This is a genomic window from Pseudonocardia hispaniensis (assembly GCF_042658695.1).
Taxonomy (GTDB): domain Bacteria; phylum Actinomycetota; class Actinomycetes; order Mycobacteriales; family Pseudonocardiaceae; genus Pseudonocardia; species Pseudonocardia hispaniensis.
In genome coordinates this window covers 1-21,871 of the sequence record NZ_JBHSQW010000004.1, presented here as the reverse complement: position 1 = coordinate 21,871, position 21,871 = coordinate 1, and the positions used below count along the sequence as shown (strand labels likewise).

20 protein-coding genes and 2 pseudogenes are annotated in these 21,871 nt (G+C 67.6%); 6 read left to right on the top strand and 16 right to left on the bottom strand.

The window, feature by feature from the left end:
- Nucleotides 1–59 precede the first annotated feature (59 nt).
- A complete protein-coding gene (locus ACFQE5_RS02060; protein ID WP_379582101.1) occupies nt 60–944 on the top strand; it encodes an endonuclease domain-containing protein in 885 nt (294 codons plus the stop codon).
- 31 nt (nt 945–975) lie between these two features.
- On the opposite strand, the gene rsmI is transcribed toward ACFQE5_RS02060, so the two are convergent.
- Complete coding sequence (gene rsmI / locus ACFQE5_RS02055; RefSeq protein ID WP_379582099.1) at nt 976–1,827, bottom strand: 16S rRNA (cytidine(1402)-2'-O)-methyltransferase; 852 nt, start codon at nt 1,825–1,827, stop codon at nt 976–978.
- Nucleotides 1,828–1,890: 63 nt separating this feature from the next.
- On the opposite strand from rsmI, the gene ACFQE5_RS02050 reads away from it, so the two are divergent.
- Entirely contained in the window at nt 1,891–3,465 is a 1,575-nt protein-coding gene (locus ACFQE5_RS02050) for a dolichyl-phosphate-mannose--protein mannosyltransferase (protein WP_379582145.1), read from the top strand.
- Here the strand turns inward: ACFQE5_RS02050 and ACFQE5_RS02045 are convergent, their stop codons facing one another.
- The 14 genes from ACFQE5_RS02045 to dctP form a co-directional block, all read right to left on the bottom strand.
- Nucleotides 3,466–4,431 carry an Lrp/AsnC family transcriptional regulator gene (locus ACFQE5_RS02045; RefSeq protein ID WP_379582097.1) on the bottom strand — a complete coding sequence of 322 codons (966 nt, stop codon included), beginning with the start codon at nt 4,429–4,431 and terminating at the stop codon, nt 3,466–3,468.
- Between the two features lie 231 nt (nt 4,432–4,662).
- Nucleotides 4,663–4,929 (bottom strand): 2-hydroxymuconate tautomerase, encoded by a 267-nt coding sequence (locus ACFQE5_RS02040; protein ID WP_379582143.1) that lies wholly within the window; start codon nt 4,927–4,929, stop codon nt 4,663–4,665.
- 620 nt (nt 4,930–5,549) lie between these two features.
- Nucleotides 5,550–6,050: a flavin reductase family protein gene (locus ACFQE5_RS02035; RefSeq protein ID WP_379582095.1), complete on the bottom strand. Its 501-nt coding sequence runs from the start codon at nt 6,048–6,050 to the stop codon at nt 5,550–5,552.
- A 123-nt stretch (nt 6,051–6,173) separates the two neighbouring features.
- Nucleotides 6,174–7,403: an LLM class flavin-dependent oxidoreductase gene (locus ACFQE5_RS02030; protein WP_379582093.1), complete on the bottom strand. Its 1,230-nt coding sequence runs from the start codon at nt 7,401–7,403 to the stop codon at nt 6,174–6,176.
- Between the two features lie 67 nt (nt 7,404–7,470).
- The gene (locus ACFQE5_RS02025; protein ID WP_379582141.1) at nt 7,471–7,743 is read right to left on the bottom strand and encodes a hypothetical protein; all 273 of its coding nucleotides are present in this window, start codon (nt 7,741–7,743) and stop codon (nt 7,471–7,473) included.
- Nucleotides 7,744–7,787: 44 nt separating this feature from the next.
- Nucleotides 7,788–9,029 (bottom strand): NAD(P)/FAD-dependent oxidoreductase, encoded by a 1,242-nt coding sequence (locus ACFQE5_RS02020; protein ID WP_379582091.1) that lies wholly within the window; start codon nt 9,027–9,029, stop codon nt 7,788–7,790.
- On the bottom strand, nt 9,026–9,349 hold the full coding sequence (locus tag ACFQE5_RS02015; protein WP_379582089.1) for a 2Fe-2S iron-sulfur cluster-binding protein: 324 nt from the start codon (nt 9,347–9,349) through the stop codon (nt 9,026–9,028). Before ACFQE5_RS02015 ends, ACFQE5_RS02020 begins: the two co-directional genes overlap by 4 nt.
- Before the next feature lie 27 nt (nt 9,350–9,376).
- Nucleotides 9,377–9,892 (bottom strand): aromatic-ring-hydroxylating dioxygenase subunit beta, encoded by a 516-nt coding sequence (locus tag ACFQE5_RS02010; protein ID WP_379582087.1) that lies wholly within the window; start codon nt 9,890–9,892, stop codon nt 9,377–9,379.
- Nucleotides 9,882–11,123, bottom strand: coding sequence for an aromatic ring-hydroxylating oxygenase subunit alpha (locus ACFQE5_RS02005; RefSeq protein ID WP_379582085.1), 1,242 nt, complete (start codon nt 11,121–11,123; stop codon nt 9,882–9,884). The genes ACFQE5_RS02010 and ACFQE5_RS02005 overlap by 11 nt, the downstream gene beginning before the upstream one ends.
- 41 nt (nt 11,124–11,164) lie before the next feature.
- On the bottom strand, nt 11,165–11,776 hold the full coding sequence (locus ACFQE5_RS02000; RefSeq protein WP_379582083.1) for a nuclear transport factor 2 family protein: 612 nt from the start codon (nt 11,774–11,776) through the stop codon (nt 11,165–11,167).
- 69 nt (nt 11,777–11,845) lie between these two features.
- Entirely contained in the window at nt 11,846–12,685 is an 840-nt protein-coding gene (locus ACFQE5_RS01995) for a carbon-nitrogen hydrolase family protein (RefSeq protein ID WP_379582081.1), read from the bottom strand.
- 54 nt (nt 12,686–12,739) lie between these two features.
- A complete protein-coding gene (locus tag ACFQE5_RS01990) occupies nt 12,740–14,215 on the bottom strand; it encodes a TRAP transporter large permease (protein WP_379582139.1) in 1,476 nt (491 codons plus the stop codon).
- A gap of 2 nt (nt 14,216–14,217) precedes the next feature.
- A complete protein-coding gene (locus tag ACFQE5_RS01985; RefSeq protein WP_379582079.1) occupies nt 14,218–14,748 on the bottom strand; it encodes a TRAP transporter small permease in 531 nt (176 codons plus the stop codon).
- On the bottom strand, nt 14,745–15,965 hold the full coding sequence (dctP, locus tag ACFQE5_RS01980; RefSeq protein WP_379582077.1) for a TRAP transporter substrate-binding protein DctP: 1,221 nt from the start codon (nt 15,963–15,965) through the stop codon (nt 14,745–14,747). Before dctP ends, ACFQE5_RS01985 begins: the two co-directional genes overlap by 4 nt.
- 280 nt (nt 15,966–16,245) lie before the next feature.
- Between dctP and ACFQE5_RS01975 the strand changes: the two genes are divergently transcribed.
- On the top strand, nt 16,246–17,244 hold the full coding sequence (locus ACFQE5_RS01975) for a LysR family transcriptional regulator (RefSeq protein WP_379582137.1): 999 nt from the start codon (nt 16,246–16,248) through the stop codon (nt 17,242–17,244).
- Nucleotides 17,245–17,397: 153 nt separating this feature from the next.
- Here the strand turns inward: ACFQE5_RS01975 and mobF are convergent.
- Nucleotides 17,398–19,341: pseudogene (mobF, locus tag ACFQE5_RS01970) on the bottom strand (MobF family relaxase); the annotation flags it as partial.
- Between the two features lie 309 nt (nt 19,342–19,650).
- On the opposite strand from mobF, the gene ACFQE5_RS01965 reads away from it, so the two are divergent.
- The 3 genes and pseudogenes from ACFQE5_RS01965 to ACFQE5_RS01955 all read left to right on the top strand — a co-directional run.
- Nucleotides 19,651–19,851 carry a hypothetical protein gene (locus ACFQE5_RS01965; protein WP_379582075.1) on the top strand — a complete coding sequence of 67 codons (201 nt, stop codon included), beginning with the start codon at nt 19,651–19,653 and terminating at the stop codon, nt 19,849–19,851.
- Nucleotides 19,852–20,141: 290 nt separating this feature from the next.
- Nucleotides 20,142–21,440, top strand: a complete 1,299-nt coding sequence (locus ACFQE5_RS01960) for an IS701 family transposase (RefSeq protein ID WP_379582073.1) — start codon at nt 20,142–20,144, stop codon at nt 21,438–21,440.
- Between the two features lie 240 nt (nt 21,441–21,680).
- Nucleotides 21,681–21,871: pseudogene (locus tag ACFQE5_RS01955) on the top strand (site-specific integrase); the annotation flags it as partial.

Below are 21,871 nucleotides of genomic sequence, written 5' to 3'. Positions count from 1 at the left end.
ACTCGACGAGTTGTGCCGTTCAGCCGTCACGACGCCGATCAGTTCGGCACGATCTGCTCATGATCAGCGGCCCGTTCCGAGGGTCGGAGGCGATTGCCCGGGGCGTGCTGACCCGCGGGCAGCTGCGCAGTGCCCGCTACCGCCGGATCCTGCCGGACATCTACGTCCACGCCGACGACCGGATCGACCTGCGGCTGCGCTCCCGGGCCGCCTTCCTGATGGTCGCGCGGCGGGGCGGGGTGCTGGCCGGCTACTCCGCGGCCGAGCTGCTCGGGGCACACTGCGCCCCGGCGAACGCCCCGGCCGAGGTGCTGGTCGGCTACGACGTCCGGGCCCACCCCGGTCTGCTGGTGCACCGCGGCTCGCCGGGGCCGGGCGACGTCTGCGGTGCCGGCGGTTGCCGCGTCACCTCGCCGGAACGCACCGCCTGGGACCTGGCCCGCAGGCTGGATCTCGTCGAGGCGGTCGTGGCCGTCGACGCGCTCGCCGGCCGATTCGCTCCACGGGATCTGCTGGCGCGCCGGGCCCGGACGCCCGGGGCGCGCGGCTGCCGCTGCCTCGACAAGGTCGTCGAGCTGGCCGACCCGAGATCCGAATCGCCGATGGAGACCCGGCTGCGGCTGCTCCTGGTACTCGCCGGGCTGCCGGTCCCGGAGGTGCAGTTCCCCGTCCGAAACGCCGCGGGCGTCGTCCTCGCCCGGTTCGACCTCGCCTACCCGGAGGCGATGCTGGCCATCGAGTACGACGGCGAGCTGCACCTGTCGCCGAACGGTCGGGTGCGCGACCGGGAGCGGGACGTGGACACCGCGCTCCGCGGCTGGCACACGCTGCGGTTCGGCAAGCGCGACGTCCTCGCCGCGCCGCAGCGCACGGTCCGGGTCGTGGCGCAGGTCCGCGCCCAACGGCTGGCCGCCGAGTTCGACAGCAGGGCTCGAAATTCATGATCATCAAGCCCTGAGGTCGAACTCGCCGGTGTCAGGGACGGCTCGCGACGACGGCCGCGTAGAGCTCGCGTTTGCGCACACCCGCAGCCTCCGCCACGACGGTCACGGCGTCCTTGAGCCGCTCCCCGTCGGCCACCCGCTCGGCCACCGCATCCACCAGCGCCTCGACGGGCGGGGCGGCGAGCGGGGCGGCCCCCGCCAGCACCACCGTGATCTCGCCGCGGACCGGCCCCTCGGCCGCCCACCCGGCAAGCGAGGCCAGCGAGCCGCGCCGCACCTCCTCATGGCGTTTGGTCAGTTCGCGACACACCGCCGCCGCCCGCGCGCCGCCCAGGACCTCGGCCGCCTCCGCCAGCGTCTCGCCGAGCCGGTGCGGGGACTCGAAGAACACCACCGCGCGCGGTTCGGTCGCCAGCGTGGAAAGCCAGCGGCGTCGCTCCCCGGCCCGGCGGGGCGCGAAACCCTCGAAGCAGAACCGGTCGACCGGCAGCCCGGACAGCACCAGCGCCGTCGTCACCGCGGACGGCCCCGGCAGGCAGGTCACCGGCAGTTCGGCGGCGGCCGCGGCCGCGACGATCCGATACCCGGGGTCGGACACCGCGGGCATCCCGGCGTCGGTCACGACCAGCACCTGACGCCCGGCCCGGACGTCGTCGAGCAGGCCGGGCAGCCGGGTTTGTTCGACGGCGTCGTAGTGGCTGACCACCCGGCCGGTGACGGTGACGTCGAGCGCCGCGGCGAGCGCCCGCAGCCGCCGGGTGTCCTCGGCCGCGATCACGTCGGCCTCGGCGAGCGCCGCGCGCAGCCGCATCGAGGCGTCGCGGGCGTCGCCCAGCGGCGTCGCCGCGAGGACCAGCCGACCGATGGCAGGTTCGCCCGTCATACCGGAAGCCTACGATCGGTCGTCGTGGGGGAACGCACGGTCGTGGGCACGGTCAGCAGGCCGGTGGACATCGACGATGCTGCGGTGATCGGCGCCGAACCACTCGGCACCCGCCCTCCGCCGACCCCGTCCCCGCCGGTCACGGCCGACACCGTGACCGGGCCGCCCGCGCCGACCGACCGGCTGCGCGGCTGGATCGTCGCCATCGGGCTGACCCTGCTCGGCGGGGTGTTGCGCTTCACCGGGCTGGGCTACCCGACGGATGGCGGCACCCCGGTCTTCGACGAGAAGCACTATGTGCCGCAGGCGTGGCAGATGCTGCGCAACGGCGGGGTCGAGGACAACCCCGGCTACGAGCTGGTCGTCCACCCGCCACTGGGCAAGCAGCTGATCGCGCTCGGCGAGCTCGCCTTCGGCTATGACGGGGTCGGCTGGCGCGCCGCGGCGGCGCTGGCCGGGACGCTGTGCATCCTGCTGATCGTCCGCGTCACCCGAAGGCTGACCCGCTCGACGCTGCTGGGCGGCATCGCCGGGGTGCTGCTGATCTGCGACGGGCTCAGCCACGTGCAGTCGCGGATGGGCATGCTGGACATCTTCTCGGCCCTGTTCGTGCTGGCCGCGTTCGCCACGCTGGTCCGCGACCGCGACGACGTGCGGGAGCGGATGGCCCTCGTCGTCACCGAGGGCCGGATCGGCCGGACCCGCTACGGCCCTCGGCTGGGGGTGCGATGGTGGCGGCTCGCGACCGGGGTGATCCTGGGCCTCGGCTGCGCGGTGAAGTGGTCGGGCGTGTACTGGCTGGTGGCCTTCGCCCTGATCACGGTCGTCTGGGACGGCACGGCCCGGCGCGCGGCCGGGGTCGAACGGCCGTGGCTCTCGACGCTGCGTCGCGACGTCGGCCCGGCGCTGTGGGCGCTCGCGGTGGTGCCGGTGCTGGCCTATCTCGCCGCCTGGTGGGCCTGGTTCGGCAGCGAGACCGCGATCGACCGGCACGCCGTCGGCAGCGCGGTCGGCACCGGCGGGCCCTGGTCGTTCCTCCCGGACGCGCTGCGTTCGCTCTGGCACTACAGCAGCCAGGTGCTGGCCTTCCACGAGAGCCTCGACACGCCGCCCGGCAACCCGCACCCGTGGGAGTCCAAACCGTGGACCTGGCCGATGGGTCTGCGCCCGATGCTCTACTACTACAGCTCGGGCGACGGCATCACCGGGTGCGGTACGACCGACTGCGTGAGCGCGGTGATGCTCATCGGCACCCCGGCGCTGTGGTGGCCCGCGCTCGCGGTGCTGGCCTGGGGGCTGTGGCGGACCGTCACCCGGTTCGACTGGCGTTACGCCGCGGTCCTGGTCGGCTACGGCGCCGGGGTGCTGCCGTGGTTCGTCAACCTCAACCGGCAGATGTACTTGTTCTACATGACGCCGGTGGCGCCGTTCCTGGTGATGGCGACGGTGCTGGCGATGGGCGAGGTCCTCGGCCGGACCGGCATGTCGCGCGAGCGCAGGCAGACCGGGCTGTTCGTGGTGGCGCTGTGGGTGGGGCTGGTGGTGGCCAACTTCGCCTGGCTGTGGCCGATCCTGGACGGTCTGCCGATCACCCAGGACGAGTGGCAGACCCAGCTCTGGCTGCCGTCCTGGCGATGATCAGTGTTCCTCGGGGAGGGTGAACAGCCCGCCCCGTTTGACGGTCCCGACGATCAGTGCCGACTCCACCGCCGCGACCCTGGCCAGCCACGGGGCGGCGGTGAGGAAGTCGTGCAGGGCGTCGACGCCGGGTACCGCGACCTCGGCGACGAACTGGCGGTCGCCGGAGATGCAGCTCGCGTAGCGCACCCAGGGTTCCCGGCGCAGCCCGGCGGCCACGGCGTCGACGTCGCGCGGGGCGCAGCGCACCGACACCATCGCCCGAACGACGAAGCCGAGGCGCGCCGGGTCGATGATCGTGCGGACCAGCAGCCTGCCCTCCCGGCGGAGTCGCTCCACCCGTCGGTGCACGGCGGTGGTCGACAGGCCGGTGGCCGCGGCCAGCTCCGTGACCGTGCGTCGGGCGTCGCGGGCCAGCGACACGAGCAGCATCCGGTCGAGGCGGTTGGCTCTCTTGAGCTCACCGAACGGCGCATACGGCGGCGGCGGGTCGAACTCGGTGAGCGCCTCGCGCTCCTCGGCGCTGAGCAGTCCCGGCTGCCACTGCACCGAGGTCCGGACGTAGCGCAGCACCGTCCAGGCGTTCACCTCGACCAGCCCGGGCAGCTGCGCCAGCTCACCAGCGAGCAGGCCGGACAGCCGGGACGGCGCGCAGTCGATCTCGGCGAGGCAGCCGAGCGGTCCGGCGAGCACGTGGGCGTAGCGCGTGTCGCTCCGGTTGGCCAGCGCCAGCGCGGCGAGCCGCTCCTGACCGGGGGCGCAGCGCAGCGCGACGATCGTGCCCGCGGTGGGCGCGGGCACCCCGGTGACCCGGACGGTCCCGGCTGCAAGCAGAGCCCGCCCCCGGCGGTCGATCACGCCCTCGGGCTCGCCGAGGACCTGCGCGATCCGGGCCCACGAGGCGCGCCCGTCGATCTGCAGCGCGCCGACGATCCGGCGGTCGAGGGCATCGAGGACACCGCTCAATCGATCACCCTCGCCGTCCTCCGCCGCACGAACCGCTCGCTGGTCCGGGACGAACCGGACCGATGGCCTCGTGATCATCCACCCATCGTTTCCGATGAGTGGAGGCGACCGCGAATCCGTGTCCCGGCAGCGCTCGGCGCGGCTAGGAGATCGTCATGCCCGGGGCCTTCGGTTCGGCGCAGAACTCGCGGGAGGCCGATGCCGGAGTCGCCGACCGGCCGAAGAACGTCATCACGCGCGCGCTTCTCCGTCGCGGCCGGCCCGGCGTTCGGCGATCGTCACATCACCGGCGGCGAAGTGGGTGGTGGGAACCTCGCGGACGATGACCCGGATGCTCGACGGCGGGGCGGACACGGCGCGTTCGACCGCCGCAGTCAGCTCACTGATCAACGCCCGGATCTGCTCCGGTGTGCGCCCCTCGACGAGGGTCACCTCGACCAACGGCATGTCGTCCTCCTGACGGGTCTGCGGGTACCGATCAACGGTAAGGAGATCCACGACGCACAGGCGGATTGGTTCCGCGGTGTCGAGGAAGAACCTGGCGATCTCCCTGGGACCGAGCTCGCCGCGTCGGGTGCCCAACCGGATTCCTGTGAGACGGCCGAAATCCCATGAGCCAAGCCTCTAACAGACCCAGGGCGAGTCAGCTAACCGGCTGGGTCACCCGATCGACGTCCACCACCAGCCCGGCCTGTATTCCCGATCCCCTCAGACCAAGATCAGCTCTTGGATGGCGTCTACTGACGACGGTAACCAGGCCGGGCAGTCAGCCAGGTCTTGAACGCCTCGCGATGGCCACGGTCGATCTGCGCGACGCAGCTGACTGGCGATGGTGGGTGACGAGTATGCCGGCGAGCTGGCGCAGGGCGGTGTCCACAATCGCCATCGAGGAGGGACGCAGACTCCGCCCACGCTGGTCGAGGTAACGGCGCATGGTTGCGGCCAGCATGGGCGCCCGCTCGGCGATCTCCGTCCAGCGGACCTCCTGTGACCGTCGCCCTTCACGGCCAACCCGGGTCGGGTCGCGCGTCCCGCAGCTCGTCGGGCTACGGCATTCCGACCGCCCAGACCACTCCTCGAACGCGCCGGGCCCGATCGCCATACATCTCTCCGTTGAATCACCCGGCGAAAAGGAGTTTCCGGAAGCGGCTGCCGTGAAAAATCAGTGGTGCTGCCTCGGGTTCCGCTATCACAGCATGGATCCGCAGCAGCACGATGCCGTGATCTCCCGCGGGAACCTCGTCGTGAATCGAGCAGTCGAGCCAGGCTGTCGCGTCGCGGATGAACACCGCTCCCGTGGATCCGGCCTCCCACGGCGTGTCGGTGAACCGGTCTTCGGGCTCAGCGGCCAGCGCCCGACACACCTTTTCCTGATCCTGCCCCAGTACACTCACCCCGAGACGGGGTAGCTCACGCAACATCGGCCATGTCGACGAGGTGTTTTGCACACAGACGGAGGCCAACGGAGGGTCGAGTGACACGCCGGTGAACGAACTCGCCGCCAGACCTATCGGTCTCGTGTCCAGCAGCCCACATACGGCGGTCACTCCGGACGGAAAGCAACTGTAGGCGCGGCGGATGGTGAGCGGATCAACCGCCTCCGCACACAATGCCCTCATAGCACCTACCCCTTCTCATAATCCCGCATATTTGAGCTTGATAAGCCATCGGCTCCTTCGGTCGATCACCCTCCCGGTCTCGCTACGACTGTAGCGTTCTCGAAATAACGTCTGCGGCCCGTCTCATCGGACGGTTCGCAATCCAAGCCGTTCGAACTCGGGCATGAAGTGCTCACCGATCACATCGATGTCGTTCAGTGGGTTCCAGCACACGAAATGGAAGGCATCGATTCCCAACCGATGCAGTTTCACCAGCTCCTCGAGCGCCTGGTCATGAGATCCGTAGAGTTTGTACCCGCCGATGCCGAGGACGATGGTCTCCAACTGACCACGCGTCGGCACGGTATCGGACCTACTCCCCTGGTACCCTTGCAGGATATTGGTCGCCGCCTCGGTGTCGACGGCATCGAGAATGCGCCGGCGAAGATCGTTCGACTCAGCCTCCGTCGACCGGCAGAGGAAGGCGACGGGCAGGACGAGCTTGATCTCCCGCCCGTTCTCCTTCGCCTTCGTCCGGAAGGTCTGGATCACGTCGGCCAGTTCGTCGAGGTCGTTGTCCCGCCCTCCGTGGATGAACGCCGCATCGCAGAACTTGGTGGTGAACTCGACACCCGCAGCGGACTGCCCGGCGTTGACCAGGAGCGGGTTGGGCCGCTGCACGGGCTTGGGCAGGGTGAGGCACTGCCGGCCGGTGAAATACTCTCCCTCGAGGTCGATCGGCTCATCCGAAGCCCACAAGTCCTGCACCATGGTGATGAACTCGCGCATCATTCCATACCGGTCCTGGGACGAATCGAGAGCCCGGCCGAACTGCTGGATCTCCTTCTGTTTCCGACCGGCCACCAGGTTCATCCCCCAGCGGCCACCACTCATATGATCCAGTGTCGCGCCCATCTTGGCGACATGTACCGGGTGGAATCCGTACAGGATGTGCCAGGTGGTGAGCACCATGATCCGCTCCGTCAGCGCGGCAAGTCCCGCGGTCAGCGTAATGGCCTCCAGGCTGTAGTCGTTGAACCTCGTCGTCCCTCCGTCACCGGCCCAGCGAGCGGCCGGGAAGACGAAGTCCAGTCCGGCCGCCTCCGCGGCTTTCGCGACCTCGACGTTGTACTCGAACGTCGCATGTTTACCGGTCATCAGCCGAGTCGGATAGTTCCCTGCTCCGCCACCGTTCATCGATGGCAGGAACAGACCGAGGTTCAGCGGACGGCGGTCGAACTGTTCCCGGGAGGAGAGGCCGTCCGGCCCCCTATTGGCCTTGGCCAACTCGGCCGTGAGCTCACGCACGTAAGCCTCACCATCGGTGACGACATGCTCGACGGTGGGGCTGAAACTGCTCGCTGACGCAGACATCGTTCGCTTCTTTCTACTACCCTGATCCGGACTCATCTACTCATATCTCGCAGTGCTGACAGCCTCACTACGCTTCCGGCGCGTCCTCCCACTCGGCGTCGGCCACCCAATAGATCCGATCACCGACCCCCTCGACTCGTCTCCACTCCGTCACGCGTCGAATCATCGGCTCATGCTGCGAGGTCGCCGCATCCGCAGCTTCCGGGCCGCCACCAGCGGCGGGCCAGTGGACCCAGTTGATCTCGTTTCCGTGCGCGTCCTGGACAAAAAGATCCACATGTGGCCAGTTGTATTCGAAGGCCTCCTCGTAGCAGGTCAGCACAAGACGATATCCCATCATCAAGCTCACCTCTCGGTACCGATTCAACCGATCCGTCCCATGACTCACGCACTCAACAGATCACGTAATCTCCGGGACGAGTTCCGAGCCTCGGCAGGGACCACGTTGAGACCGAGCGACACCGCCCTACGGGCGGCCACAAAGTCTCCCGGCGCATTGACCGAGTCGCATGCGATCAGTTTTCCCGCCCGGTAGTAGAGCACCGAGAACGAGCCGCCATCCATATCTCCACGGATGACGAAATCGTCGTATCCGGCTGACAACCCGGCGATCTGGAGCTTGATATCCCCCTGGTCGCTCCAGAACCACAGGGCAGCGGAGTCCACGGCGGCGGCAGCGCCGGTCAGGCTCGCGGCCGCCGCGTCCGCCTGTGCGTTCGCATGGGGGATCGACTCGACGCGGATCAGCTCACCGGTATCCGGTGCGGGTCGTACCGTGCAGTCCCCGGCGGCCACCACTCGCCGATGACCGGTCCGCCCATACGCATCCACCACGACACCCGATCCGCAGTCGAGCGCCATCGCCCGGGCGAGCTCGATCCGAGGCTCGACGCCGACCCCGATCACGACCAGGTCGCAGTCGATCACCTCCCCGGTGTCCAGCTCGACCCCCGAGACCTGGGAGGCACCGACGAACCGGACCGGAGCCACCCCGAACCGGAAGCACACCCCCTCGGCCCGGTGACGGGCAACGAGGTGGTCGGCGACGGGAGACGCGCAGACACGGCCGAGCGCACGGTCCGATCGCTCCACCACGCAGACCTCAAGGCCTGTGCGGCGCGCGGCGATCGCGGTCTCCAGTCCGATGAAGCCGGCGCCGATGATGCAGATGCTCCGGCACCGGGGCAACGCCGCGGCCATCCGGAGCGCGTCGTCGACACGCCGAAGGTGGACGACGTTTCCGAGCTCCTCCCCCGGGATGCCGATCCGGCGTGGCTCCGCACCGGTCACCAATGCGACGTCGTGGAACCGGAGCACGGCCCCGTCCCTGGTGACGGCGGTGCCGGGCGCCTCGTCCCCGTCCGGTATCTCGATATGCCGCACCGGATCGCCGAGCCGCACCTCGATGTCGTGCGCCGGGTAGAAGTCCGCCGGTCGAATCAACAGCGAGCTCGGGCACGGCTGCTCGTCGGTGAAGAAGGACTTCGACAACGGCGGCCGGTGGTAGGGAAGGTGTTCCTCCTCCCCGACCAGCATGATGGGCCGCCGGTGCCCTCGTTCCCGCAGGCCCGCCGCGAGCTGGAATCCCGCGGTGCCCGCCCCGACGATGAGCGTGCCGCCGGTCATCGGTCCGCCACCGGGACCGTGACCTCCAGCCCATCCATCGCCGTGGTCAGCCGGATCTGGCAGGCCAGCCGGCTCGACGGGCGTCGCTCGGCGAAGACCTCCTCCAGCATCTCCGCTTCGAAGTCGTCGGGCTCGCCGACCACGGCGCGGAACGACTCCCCGATGTACACGTGGCAGGTAGCGCAGCTACACGCTCCACCACATTCCGCGATGATCCCCGGAATGTGGCTCCGGATCGCGGCCTCCATCAACGAGATTCCTTCCGCCGCATCGACCGAGCGCACCTCGGACATCGCGATGTTGAAGAAAATCTTGGGCATGCTCTTCCCCCGTCCGCCTCGTTCCGACTAGAGGAGAAACCCGCAGGTCCGAACGGTGTGCTCGGCATCGATCAGGTGGACGACCTTGTGCCGGATCCGAGGTTCCGCCCCGGCCAGGTCGATGTGGTGCACCAGGTCGGCCGCCCATACCTGGTGTTCGCCATGCACGTAGGCGACAACGATCTCGGCGGATCTCACCTCGAGCTCGTCCTCGTCCCGAGCCTGGAACTCATAACGCGAAACGACGCGAACGGTCCGTTCGACCGCATTCACCGCACCGGCGTATCCGCTGGTCATGCGGGCGATTCGGCGCCGCCGCATGACCGCGTTGTCGTTGACGAGGTTCAGTACCGAGTCGAAGTCGACGACGTCGCGGTCCAATGGGATGACATAGCGGGTGTCTCCGTCGGCCCAGAGCTTGTCCCATTCCTCGTATCTCTTCTCGTCCAGCAGCCGGGCCTCGTGGTAGATCAGTTCGAGTGCCAGGGCCGCCTTCGGATCCAGCAGCCGCACCGTCGTCGAGTCGAGCGTCTCATTCAGCATCGGTCATCAGCCTCTTCCACATGGCGTACGCCTCACGCATCCCCGTCTCGTCCGTGATATGGGACCGTTGATGTCCCTCCTGCGACGTCACCTCACGGTTCAGGCCCCGGTTCAGCATGATCGGCATCGCCGGATCGGCAGCTGCACCGCGTTGCACGCGGGCCCAGACCTCGGCATCGTCCGGGGTGCCGAACCCGAAAGGCCCCTGAAAATGCTCGTGAATGCGCAGGCGTTCCCGGTCTGCTCCGGCCGGGCCGTCCCCGTACCCGAGCGCCATGTGCGCGTTGTCGGTCGTATCGACCGACACCGGGTTCAGGATCCTGATGAAGCCCATCGACAGGGCAAGGTTCGGGAAGACCGTCAGGTTGAAACCGGCCCCGTGGAGGGAGCGGACAACGCGCCGGATCTCGTCGGCCGGTAGCTTCCCCTCCAACTCGGCGATCAAACCGGCGAAGCGATCCTGGAGAACCTCGGTACCGTCATCCTCGTCCAGGTCGACGTGCTCGGGGACCATGATTCCCACCGAGTGACCGTTCCCCAGCGCGTAGGTGACGGCCTCCGGATCCTTCATGAAGGCCAGCATGTCGGCGGTTTCGGCGTCGACATTCGCCATCCAGGAACGGTGCACCAGCGGGAAGTGGTAACCGTCGGTGACGTTCTCCAGCTGGACCTTCCAGTTGGCCCTGTACCGGAAGCGATGTGCACCCTGGACCTTGACCGGGTACCCCGCGCCCTGGCGCATGAAGAGGTCGATCCACTTCCGGGCATCCCCCAGGAAGTCCTCGAGCGGTTCGGCATCCTCATCGAAGTTCGCGAAGATGAGGCCCTGGTATGTCGCCACGCGAAGTCGCGTCAGGCTGAGCGCGGACTTGTCCATGCTCGCCGGGTATCCGTCCGGGTACGGGATACCTCGCAGTCGTCCGTCCAGGGCGTAGGACCAACTGTGGTACGGGCAGGTGAACCCACTCGCCATGGTGCCACGTGGTTGTTCACAGAGCGTTGCTCCACGATGCCGGCACCGGTTCAGCATGACGTTGAGGAGACCAGCGCGGTCCCGGCTCACGATCACCGGCCGCCGCCCGATCTCCAGCGTCTTGAACGACCCCGGTTCGGCCACCTCGCTCTCGTGACCAACGCAGTTCCAGGTCTTGTAGAAGATTCGTTCGAGTTCGAGTTCGAAGATGTCCGGATCGAGGTAGACCTGGGCCTCGACGCGGTCGGCCCCCACCATCGCCGCGATGTCTCCAGCGGTCCTCGCTAGCTGTCTCATGCTCATGGAATCCCCATTCCGTGTCGATCCCCGCTCGTCTGCGTACTCCCGGAAAACGCGCCGAACATCTGGTCGACCACCTCGTCGCCGATTTCCTGTTGCCAAATACGCAGCGGCTGATACAGCGATATCAGCGCACGTCCCTCATGCAGCTCGAATTCAACTCTCAGGCGAGATGCCGTCAGATCGCTTCGCCCGCCACCATAGGTAGAGAGGCGCATCATCGTCCAGTCGCCCTCGATTTTTCCATCGGATATCACCATCGTGCCTCGGTCCAGAAGATGCATGTTGAGCCGAAAGTGATCGTGCGGTGGCAAATACCTCTCAAGCATCTCCACGATGGCCCGCGGCCCGACTACCCGACCGAACTTCGCGGCGTTGTCGTCGCCCACTCCCTGCCATACGGCATGGTCCGCAAAAAGCGAGGCGAGCTCTCGGCGGTCAAATCTCACCGCCGGGACGTCACACAACTCCATGTACCGCTGAATTGACCGTCGCGCCAACTCCCGTGGATCATGCCCAGTTGTTTTCTGCAAAAAATTCCGTCTTTCAGGTCGCGCTTCATCGCCACCCCGGATCACGCCGGCGATGCCGTAGATCCGCAGCGGAAGCATTCAGTGTTGATTCATCTGGTCGAAACGTGGCGTGACAGGCCTCCCGGTCGTGGTCGGCCGGTCGCCCTGTCAGCCGGACACGGACTGCACCGCCGCGACGTCGTAGAGGCTCGGCCGCCGATGGTTGAAGACGAGGCGCCTGGACCGAGTCTCCGCCAGCAGACCGGAGTCGAGCCACGCGGTGACGATCTCGGGACCGCATCCGGCCCGCTTCACCACCCGGCCCCGTGGATCGAGCACGCAGCTACCCCCGGCCAGATCCAGGTCGCCCACCGTTCCGACCTGGTTGGCGTGCACGACGAACGCCTGGTTCTGCACCGCGGCCGCGGCCAGCAGGATCGACAGGTCGTGCTCGCCGCAGAATGTTCCGTCCCCGGGCCATGAGTTCGGCACGACCAGGATCTCGGCTCCCGCCAGGGCGAGCGTTCGCGAGATCTCTGGGAACCGCAGCTCGTAGCAGACCACGATCCCGAAGGTCCCGAAGTCCGTCCGGACGACCGTGAGGCTGTCCCCCGGTCGGACATGGGCCGACTCGTCGTGCCCCGGCGCGTCGAACAGATGTGACTTCCGGTGCAGGCCAACGAGCTTCCCATCCCGGTTGAGCACCTGGGTCTCGTTATGCACCCGGCCGTTCTCGTCCGTCACCAAATAGCCGGCGACGAGGTAGCTGCCCAGTGTGCGGGCCCGCGCCGACAACTCGTCCAGGAGGCCGCTTTCCCGGCGAACGGCGACCTCATGTGTCGGCCGGGCTCCGAGCGCACGAAACGTGAACATCTCCGGCAGACACACCAGGTCCGGACGCGTTCGCCCCTCGGCCAGCCGGTCGAGATGCGCCAGCGTGGTCTCGATGTTCTTCCCGACATCCAACCCGGTCGACGTCTGGACCGCAACAGCCGTCACATCTTCCACTTGGTCACATTCCCTTTTCAGTCGTACTGCGAGAGACCAGCGAACATCGTGGAGCTAGCCGCTCACCCCGACAATCCCGGGAAAAAGAATGAGCAGAACGGCGAGCGTGATCCCGGTCCAGACAAAGGCCATCGCACCCGTGATGACATCTTTCAGAGTGATCTCGCGCCCCAGGTTCACCTCCCGGTCCCGGGTCAGCCGGTGCACCACGTAGAGCAGGATCCCCACCGGCGGCGTCACGTTCGCAATTTCCCCCATCAGCACGATGAACACGCCGAACCAGATCAGGTCGACATCGAGCGCCCCGAGGACCGGCAGGAGCACCGGTACCGTGAGGAGCATCATGGACATGGGCTCCAGGAAGAGCCCGAGAACCATGAAGACGACGATCAGCAGGAACGCGAACGACATCGTGCCGAAACCGGCATCCGCCACCCATTCCGCGATGGCCCGGGTGACCCCGGTGAGCGCCATCGCCCGCGAGAAGACCGCGGCGCCGATGACCAGGATGAAAATGGCACCCACGGTCGAGACGGTGTCGATGCAGGCCTGCTTGAGCGCCCGTGGCGCCTCACCACGCTGGTAGACGAACAGGTACACCAGCGACATGAACGCGCCCACGGCGCCGGCCTCGGTCGCGGTGAACCAGCCCAGGTAGAGACCACCGACCACGACTGCGATGAGGACAGCCACCGGCCACACCTGTCCCAGCGACATCCAGCGTCCCCGCCAGGTCGTCTGCACCCGATCGAAGCTGACTCCGGAGCGCTTCTGTGCGGCGGCCGCCCAGACGACGAGCACCACGGTGTTGACCACCGCGATCAGCACCCCGGGCAGGATGCCGGCGACCAGCTGGTCACCCACCACCGTGTTCGCCAGGCCGGAGTAGACGACGAGGAGCAGGCTCGGCGGGATCAGCTGAGCCGAGCTCCCGACCATCATGACCGATGCCAGGGTGAGCCGCGTCGGGTAGTTCGCCGCGATCATCGCGGGCACCGCGACCCGACCGAGTGCGTAGGTCACGCCGATCGTGGAGCCGCTGGCCGCGCTGAGGCCGGCGCCTGCCACGTTCGTGGTGACCGCCAGTCCACCCGGTAGCCAGCCGAGCCACTGCCCGGCGGTCTCGTACATCCGGCTGGTCACGCCGGAGCGCCACAGCAGCATCCCCATGAGTACGAACATCGGGATGACGCTCAGCGACCAACTTGCCGCTTGGTCGTGCGGGAGCGACTCGAGCATCGACTCGAGGCCGCGCATGCCCTGGACGCTGTAGACGCCGAGCACACCGGCAATCCCCATCGCCGCCCCGATCGGAACGCGGACCAACAGCATGCACAGCAGCGCCACGATCGTGAGGAAGCCGGAGACGATCGGATCCCAATGCAGGAACCCGAGTGCGACCGCCGCAGCGGTTCCGCTGACCAGGAGGACTCCGACGCCGATGGTGGCGATGGATGTGGTCCTGGATGTCCGCGAGGTCGGCGACGTCGGCCCCACGCCGGCGGGGAGCTTCTCCAGTAGCCGCACCATCGTCACCCCCGCGTCTCGCTCGGCGCGATTCCGCCGAGCCCCTGGCCAGTGGCCTCCGACCGGGAGGTCCGCCACAGCACGTAGGTGCCGAGCACGATCAGGACGGTGCAGATCGGCACGAGATAGCGGGTGGGCCAGAGAGCCACGCCCGAGTCGATTCCGGTCTCGCCGACCCCACGTGACTTCTCCGCACCGCGGAAACCGAAGTAGCCGACCATCGCCATGAAGATCACATCGAGGGCGATCGCGACGTGAACGAGGGCCCGCTGGAGCCGCTTGTCGCACAGCTCGACGAGCGAGCTGACCGTCAGATGCTCACCTTTGAACTGCGCAACGGCGATACCGGCGAACACCAGCGGCACCATCATCCATCGGCCGCTGATCTCCGTCACCCCCGGTAGTGGGTGCCCCAGGTACCGGAGGACCACGTTCAGCACCACATAGCCCATGAGCAAAAGAAGCGCCACGGACGCCAGATAGACGCCCGCCGACGAGAGCGCGTGCAGGCCGCGGTGCTGCTCCCGGCCGCTCACGGCCGCTCCGGCATGCGGGATGCGAGCACCTCGTCGTAGAGCTTGCGGGCGAACTCCGCGACCGGCACCGCCGGGACGTTCTGCTGGCTGGCCCACTGCGCCCACGAATCGTCCGAGGCGATGCCGAGGTCGGTCTTGAGCATCCCGTTCCACTTGTCGTGCAGGCCGAGGTAGTCCTGCAGCGCCGCGGACGGATCCGTGAGCACGCTCGGTGCCCGGGCCGGAAGGTCCTGCAGCACCCCCCGCTGCTGGTCGCGGATCGCCGAGCGCAGGCCCTCATCGGCGTCGTGGAGGGTCACCCCCTTGGCGGGTGCGCCCTGGTAGAACGTGGTCTCGATGTCGATGGCATTGGCCATCTCCTTCTCGAGGTAGGCCGGGAGGTTCTCCCAGAGAATCGCCCGGTCCTCGGGGGAGAGCCGGTCCCAGGTCGCCTCCGAGAAGAACAACCCCCACGTGATGAACGGCGGCAGATTGACCGTCGTGAAGTGCTTGGCCGCGTCCCAGAAACCGTTGTGCGCCATCCCGCCGGGGTTGTTGAAGACACAGTCCACCACGCCGCGCTGCAACGCCTCGAACGTCTCGGCCGCAGGGATCGACGTGCTGGCCATCCCCATGGCCTTGGCGGTCGCCACCTCGGCCGTTCCCGAGGTCTTGACGGTCCGGCCCCGCGCCTCGGCGAGGTTCGTCACCGGTTCCCGGCAGAGCATCTGGTAGGCGGCGCTCGGCGTGACCCCCGGGAGCATCGGGACGATGCCGTTGTCCGTCCAGTCGGCCTTGCGGGCATCGTCGTTCGTCCACCACCACTCCAGGTCGGCAGCCGACTTCTCCAGCACCGACCCGGGAGCCTCGGTGTGTCCGACGAACGCCGCCTGGGACAGCCAGTTGCTGACCTGGTAGTCGTCGGGCTTGTACGAGGCGAGAATCATGCCCAGATCGACCGTGCCGTCGCCGAGCGCGTTCCCGATCTCGGCGGCCGGTACCAGCGCGCCACCGTAGTAGATCTCGTAGTCGATGCGCCCGCCGCTCGCCTTTTTGACCGCGTCGAGGTAGGCGATCAACGGCGTGCTGTTGAAGTGCTCCGGGCCGGCGGCGGGCGACGCGGCTTTGAGGGTGATCGTGTCACCCCCGCCGTCGCTCGCGGCGGGCCCGCCACCGGAGCATCCGGCCAGCACGAGCACGCTGGCTGCGATGGCCAGGCTGAGCAGGCGTCTTTTCATCGGGTCTGCCTCCATACGTGGTGGTCGAGCGCAGGTGGGAGCCCGGCCCGGCGAGGGGGCCGACATGCGCTCGTCGGCCGATGCAGGTCCGGGGTCAGCGGATCGCGACTCTGCGTGGACCGCAGGATCCGTCGGGGCCTTGTGAACCCACGGTCCAGAGCCTCCAGTGTCATGGAGGTCCTGACCCGCCATCGTCTCCGGGGGCTGGCTGCCGTTGAGTCTCAGGGAGCCCACCAATGCTTGTAAATATTGTCTTATATGCATTGAAAGTAGGTTCTACATGGATTATGCTCCGGAGACACCGCCCGTCGACCCTCCCGGTCCCGACCGTCTCCTCGAGGTCGGCGGCAACGCGATCGCCAGAGGACAGCGCATGCAGGTTGACTACTCTCTGCGACAGATCGAGTACTTCGTGCAGACGGCCAAACTCGGAACGATCAGTGCGGCCGCGAAGACCTGCAACACCTCGCACACCGCGGTCGCGCTCGCGATCTCGGAACTGGAGCGCCATCTGGGTGTGCAGCTGTTCATCCGGCGGAAGGCGAAAGGGGTGGTCCTCACGGAAGCGGGAACGCGCGTCCTTCCGGAGGCACGCGCCCTGCTTCTCTCCGCCGAGGGGCTGCAACTCACGGCGCGAACGGAAGGCGTGGCGATCCACGGCCGGCTCACGTTCGGCTGTTCCTCGACGCTGGCCCCGTTCGTCGTCCCGCGAATGCTCGATGATCTCGGATGCCAGTTCCCGAAGCTGACCGTTGCGATCCTCGAGGGAGCCGCAGAGACGCTGCGGCAAGCGTTACTCAACGGGGACTGCGATGTGGCCCTGATGTATGCCTCGCAGGACATGACTGGGCTGCATTGCCAGACCATCGCGACTCTTCGGCCCTACATCCTGCTGTCGGCGAACCATCGTTTCGCCGACCAGGAGTCGATCTGGCTCGCAGATCTCTCCGCCGAGCCCCTCATCACCCCGATAACATCGCCGGGCGTCTACGACAGCGAGGCCGTCCTTCGTTCCGCCGGGATAGAGCCACGCGTCGGGCTGAGATCCAACAGCATGGAGGTGGTCAGGGCGGCCGTGGGTCGCGGACTCGGATTTGCGATCCTCGTGCAGCGGTGGCCGGCGATGGAGAGCTTCGAAGGCAGGCCCCTGATCTGTCGCGAGATCACCGACCCCATACCCTCGACCCGAGTCGTCCTCGCCCGCGCCGCCGGCGTCAAGACCACCAACCGGGTGGAGACCGTGGTCCGGTACTGCGTCTCGGCATTCGGGCAGCCGTGATCTTTTCAGTGCTATCCGCACAGAAACGGCCCGGCGCCCATGAGGAGGCCGGGCCGTGTGGGCTGGGATGGCGGACGAGCATCCCGAACGCTCCGCCGGTCTCGACCGCCGAGAGTTGCGCCCAATCGCCGATGAGCACGACCTGGCTCCGACCTCGGCAGCATGCTTGGTGATGCGATCGAGCGCGAGGGTTCCGGCGAGGGAGGATTCGTCCACGAGCACGAGCCGTCCAGCTTCGAGGTTCCAACGTCTGTGGTGATATTCGTAGAGGAGCTTCGCGATGTTCTCTGCTCGCACGCCGAGCGAGTCGCCGAGCACTTCGGCGGCAGCCGCTGACGGTGTGAGGCCGATCACCGAGTCGCGTCCGTGCGCGGCTGTCCATGCCCGGTGCAGGGCGCGCAGCGCGGTGGTCTTGCCGGAACCAGCGGGGCCGACCAGCAGATCGAGCGTCAGACCGGAACGGGCAATGCGGGTGATAGCGACAGCCTGATCGGGGTCGAGCCGGACGCCCCTGATCTTCCGTGAGGTATGCCGTGCAACGAGCCGCGCCGTCAGTGCTGGCCCACCGGTGCGCTGACTGAGCGCGAGGAGACGTTGCTCGGCGTCGAGAATGTCTTGGCTGGAGTAGGCAATCTGATCGACCGGCTGGAACCTGTTGCCCTCACCATCGACATAGTGGGCGGGAACGGCGCGGCCGTAGTCCGGGGTGAGCCGGAGCGATTCGGCTTCGGCGTGCGCGATGACCTGATCGAGCACCCGGATGCGGTCATCGGTGGTTGCGAACCGGACCCCCATGAGCTGCCGCATCGTCTCGGCGTGCAGGTTCCATCGCCCCCAGGTTGCGCGCCGGTTCGCCACGCTCATCAGCACCACGGATGCGAGATCCTCGACCTGCTCCAGCCCGAGATCGTCTGTACGTAGCCGGGCTTCGGTCGCAGCCCGGTCGAGCAGGTGTTGCGCCCAAGTAGGTGCGTCCTCACCGAGCACAACCTCGGCACGCGCACGCCAGGCGGCGGTGAGGTCGGCCAGTGAGTGCAGTTCCTTCTCGGGCCTGGTCTCCAAGGTCGCCTGCTGGCGGAGCTTCGCAATCGTCGCCGCCGAGGGTTGCCGCCCGTGATCGGCGACGTACTGCTCGATCAGCCGGTTCTTGACCTGCTCGATGCCCTCCGCGCCGTCGCTGCCTCCGGTCGTGCGGCGCGAGAACTCCGCGATCAAGGCCGCCGGAACGCCCTCGATCTCCCACCCGGTGTTGCGGTCTTTGCCCCGGTCAATGGGCACCCACGTCACACCGAGCAGCCGCGCGGTGTGGTCGGTGACAAAGGCGTTGTACGACTCCGAGAGAGCGACAGCCGCCTTGTGCAGTCGGCGCGAGTCGAGCGTGCGCCAGCGCCCGTCCTCGCCCTGCACCTTGTTCGACACCACAACGTGCGTATGCAGTTGCGGGTCGGCGGCTCGGGAATCGTAGTGGTCGAACGCCGTGGCGATCACGCCCACGATCGGCATCTGCGCGATGCCACCAGCACCGACGCGGGTTGCAGCGACGCGATCCTCCGGCAACGCGATCGTGTCGCGCATCGCGGCGTGATGCGCCTGCGCAATCAGCGCCTGCGTGCCCGCATCGGCCACGCCCCAGATTGCACTGACCGACTTCGGCGGTGAGAACGTCAAGTCGAACCCTGCAACAGCCGTGCGCGATTTCTTCGCAACCTCTTCCTCACGGATGCGCCGCACCGCCTCTGCCCGTGCCGCGCCCCGCAAGTCGGGGTCGAGTCGTGCAATGCGGGCCGCAATCCGCTCGCGTGGAGGTTGCAGCGAGGGGAACCTCTTGCCCAGCTTCTCGCCAGTGACCGGATGGATGCCGTCACCGAGCAGCCGGGCCAAGTGTTCCTCAGTCACCGTGTTGCCCTCGGCCAACGCTGGCGTGCGCCCGTTGTCGAGGCTCATCAGGCCGGCACCGATCCACGTCCCGGGCGGGTTCCCGGTCTCGGTGTAGTACCGGGTTAGCGGGCTGCTCATCTCCCGGTCTCCGTCACCGACGACGACTGACTTCAGCAGATACTCGTACCCTTTGCCGGACGACATGACCCGGATCGTCATCACCACGACGGCCCCTCCCCGAGATCGTCACGGGAGGGGCGGTCTCGGGGGTCAGGTGCGCGCGCAGCGCGCGGCCCGCACTCTTAGTGCCAGACGTGTGGGGGAATCGACACGCACGCTGAAGGACCAAGCGAGCATGTGGAGCGGGCGAGTGTCATCCGAACTGCGATGGTGAAGCAGCGATGCTGCCTCATGCTTCACGGCAGGAGGAGCCACTCGTCGTTGAAGGTGTAGGAGACACAACTGCCGAACTACTCAGCTTGATCAACAGAAAAGTATCAACCGCTAATACAATGTTAGACTTGAGGGATGATTAATGAGAAGTCGAAGATCACGAAGTTTCAGCTCGTCGTTAATCTTGAGGCGGTTGAAGGTCAGCCCTCGGAAGAACTGGCGCGAATCCTGCGTTACTGGGCAGGCAACCTCAAGCACTACTCCTTCGACGAGGCACACACTGAGTCCGTGATGGACTCTGCGTATGGGGAAGTCGGTCACTGGTCGCTCTCTTGAGGGCCTGAGCCACGCCGTTCGCGCGGCTCCGCGCGGTGGGAGCCGCGCCTCCCACCGCTACGTCGCACTGGTCCGCACGGTCAGGTACGCGCTGAGTTCGCCTGATGCGTTGAGCATCGCCAGCCCTTGCTTAGTCACCTTGCTTTCCCAGTCGGCGATCGTTCGTGAGAGTTCGGCGGTTCCTCCGGCTGTCCGTATCTGGTCGATGACAACGGCGATCTGCTCTAGTAGTACTTTGTTAGGTGTGTCGTTCCCGCTGATCCGGTGCGGTTCGTGATCTCGTTCGGGTCGTGACCCCGGAGGAGATAGCGCAGGTGCGGCCGCGGCTGCAGGCGTTCGCGGCCGGGATGCTCGGCGGCCTGGCCCGGTCGGATCAGCGGGCCACGGGCGAGCTGTATGTGCGTGGGCTGTTGCTGGATGGCAAGCGCAAGTCGATGCAGCCGATGGCGGCCCGCCTCGGGGTGGATCACCAGCGGTTGCAGCAGTTCGTCACGTCCTCGACCTGGGACCATTCGCAGGTCCGCGGCAGGTTGGCGCGCTGGGCGGCGGGGTTCATCCGGCCGCGGGCGTTCGTCGTGGACGACTCCGGGTTCCCGAAGGACGGGGTGGACTCGCCCGGGGTGGCGCGGATGTACTCCGGCACCTTGGGCAAGGTCGGGAACTGTCAGATCGGGGTCAGCGTGCACGCGGTCACCGACTGGGCCTCGGCGGCGATCGACTGGCGGCTGTTCCTGCCGAAGAGCTGGGACGACACCGTCACCGACCACGCCGCCGACCCGCAGGTTCGCGCGGCGATCCGGGCCCGGCGAGCACGGGCCAGGATCCCCGATGACGTGCGGCATGCCGAGAAGTGGCGCCAGGTGCTGGAGATGCTCGACGAGATCACCGGGCCGCAGGAGATCGACGGCGAGCCCGCCGGCGGGTGGGGGCTGAACCGGTTGCCGGTGGTCGCCGACGCCGGCTACGGCGATGCCACCGCGTTCCGACTCGGCCTCGACGAGCGCGGCTTCTCCTACGTACTGGCGGTCACGGCCACCACCAGCGCCCACCCCGTCGACGCCGAGCCGGTGACCCCACCCTACGGCGGCCGCGGCCGCCCACCCGTTCCCGCCTACCCCGACGCCCCGTCCACCCTGGTCGCGCTCGCCCTACGGGCAGGACGACGAGAGTTGCGGCGGGTCACCTGGCGCCACGGCAGCCGCAGGACCACGAAGAACCCGACCGCGGCGATGAGCGGCCGGTTCCTGGCCCTGCGGGTCCGCCCGGCCAACCGCAACATCCCCCGCGCCGTCGACGGCACGCTGCCCGAGTGCTGGCTGATCGCCGAATGGCCGCCCGGTGAGCCCGAGCCCACCGACTACTGGCTGTCCAACCTGCCCGCCGACACACCCCTGCGAGAGCTGGTCGGGCTGGCGAAGATCCGCTGGCGCATCGAGCACGACTACCGCGAGCTCAAACACGGCCTCGGCCTGGACCACTTCGAAGGCCGCTCCTACCTGGGATGGCACCGCCACCTCACCCTCACCGCACTGGCCCAGGCCTTCTGCACCAGCCTGCGCTACGACCCACAAGCCCCTGCGCCGGCCTGACCCTCTACGCCGTCCTCCGCGAGCTCCAGACCCTCCTCGGCATCTGGACCGGCGCCTGCCACACCTGCCGACAACTCTTCCGTCCGACGCGACACCCCGCTCGACTCGACCTAACAAAGTACTACTAGAGATCGCCAATGCGGCTGAGCGGCAGAGGTCGAGCAGAAGCTCGAGGAACACCGGGCGCGCGGTATCGAGTGGGTGCGGCCCACTGATCTGATCGCCCGCAACACTGCGTCATTGGCAGGGCGGGGCATCGACATGGAGGTCGAGATGGCGCGCAAGGCCCGCGCACCGTTGCGCCTCATGCACTCGATCCTCAACCGTGCGGTGACGTACGCGATGGCCCGAGACAAGGTGCGCCGCAACGTCGTCGGCCTGTGCGAGATCCCGGCGGGGAAGAGTGGCAGACCGTCCAAGTCACTCACCTT

Bases quoted from the DNA above. Each gene is read 5' to 3' on its own strand.
- ACFQE5_RS01975 (WP_379582137.1), top strand. From the start codon at position 16,246: ATGGATTATGCTCCGGAGACACCGCCCGTCGACCCTCCCGGTCCCGAC.
- ACFQE5_RS02000 (WP_379582083.1), bottom strand. From the start codon at position 11,776: ATGCTTCCGCTGCGGATCTACGGCATCGCCGGCGTGATCCGGGGTGGC.
- rsmI (WP_379582099.1), bottom strand. From the start codon at position 1,827: ATGACGGGCGAACCTGCCATCGGTCGGCTGGTCCTCGCGGCGACGCCG.
- ACFQE5_RS01990 (WP_379582139.1), bottom strand. From the start codon at position 14,215: ATGGTGCGGCTACTGGAGAAGCTCCCCGCCGGCGTGGGGCCGACGTCG.
- ACFQE5_RS02010 (WP_379582087.1), bottom strand. From the start codon at position 9,892: ATGCTGAATGAGACGCTCGACTCGACGACGGTGCGGCTGCTGGATCCG.
- ACFQE5_RS01965 (WP_379582075.1), top strand. From the start codon at position 19,651: ATGATTAATGAGAAGTCGAAGATCACGAAGTTTCAGCTCGTCGTTAAT.
- ACFQE5_RS02025 (WP_379582141.1), bottom strand. From the start codon at position 7,743: ATGATGGGATATCGTCTTGTGCTGACCTGCTACGAGGAGGCCTTCGAA.
- ACFQE5_RS02060 (WP_379582101.1), top strand. From the start codon at position 60: ATGATCAGCGGCCCGTTCCGAGGGTCGGAGGCGATTGCCCGGGGCGTG.
- ACFQE5_RS02030 (WP_379582093.1), bottom strand. From the start codon at position 7,403: ATGTCTGCGTCAGCGAGCAGTTTCAGCCCCACCGTCGAGCATGTCGTC.
- dctP (WP_379582077.1), bottom strand. From the start codon at position 15,965: ATGAAAAGACGCCTGCTCAGCCTGGCCATCGCAGCCAGCGTGCTCGTG.
- ACFQE5_RS02020 (WP_379582091.1), bottom strand. From the start codon at position 9,029: ATGACCGGCGGCACGCTCATCGTCGGGGCGGGCACCGCGGGATTCCAG.
- ACFQE5_RS02015 (WP_379582089.1), bottom strand. From the start codon at position 9,349: ATGCCCAAGATTTTCTTCAACATCGCGATGTCCGAGGTGCGCTCGGTC.
- ACFQE5_RS02005 (WP_379582085.1), bottom strand. From the start codon at position 11,123: ATGGTGGGGGCCGACCGCGTCGAGGCCCAGGTCTACCTCGATCCGGAC.
- ACFQE5_RS02035 (WP_379582095.1), bottom strand. From the start codon at position 6,050: ATGAGGGCATTGTGTGCGGAGGCGGTTGATCCGCTCACCATCCGCCGC.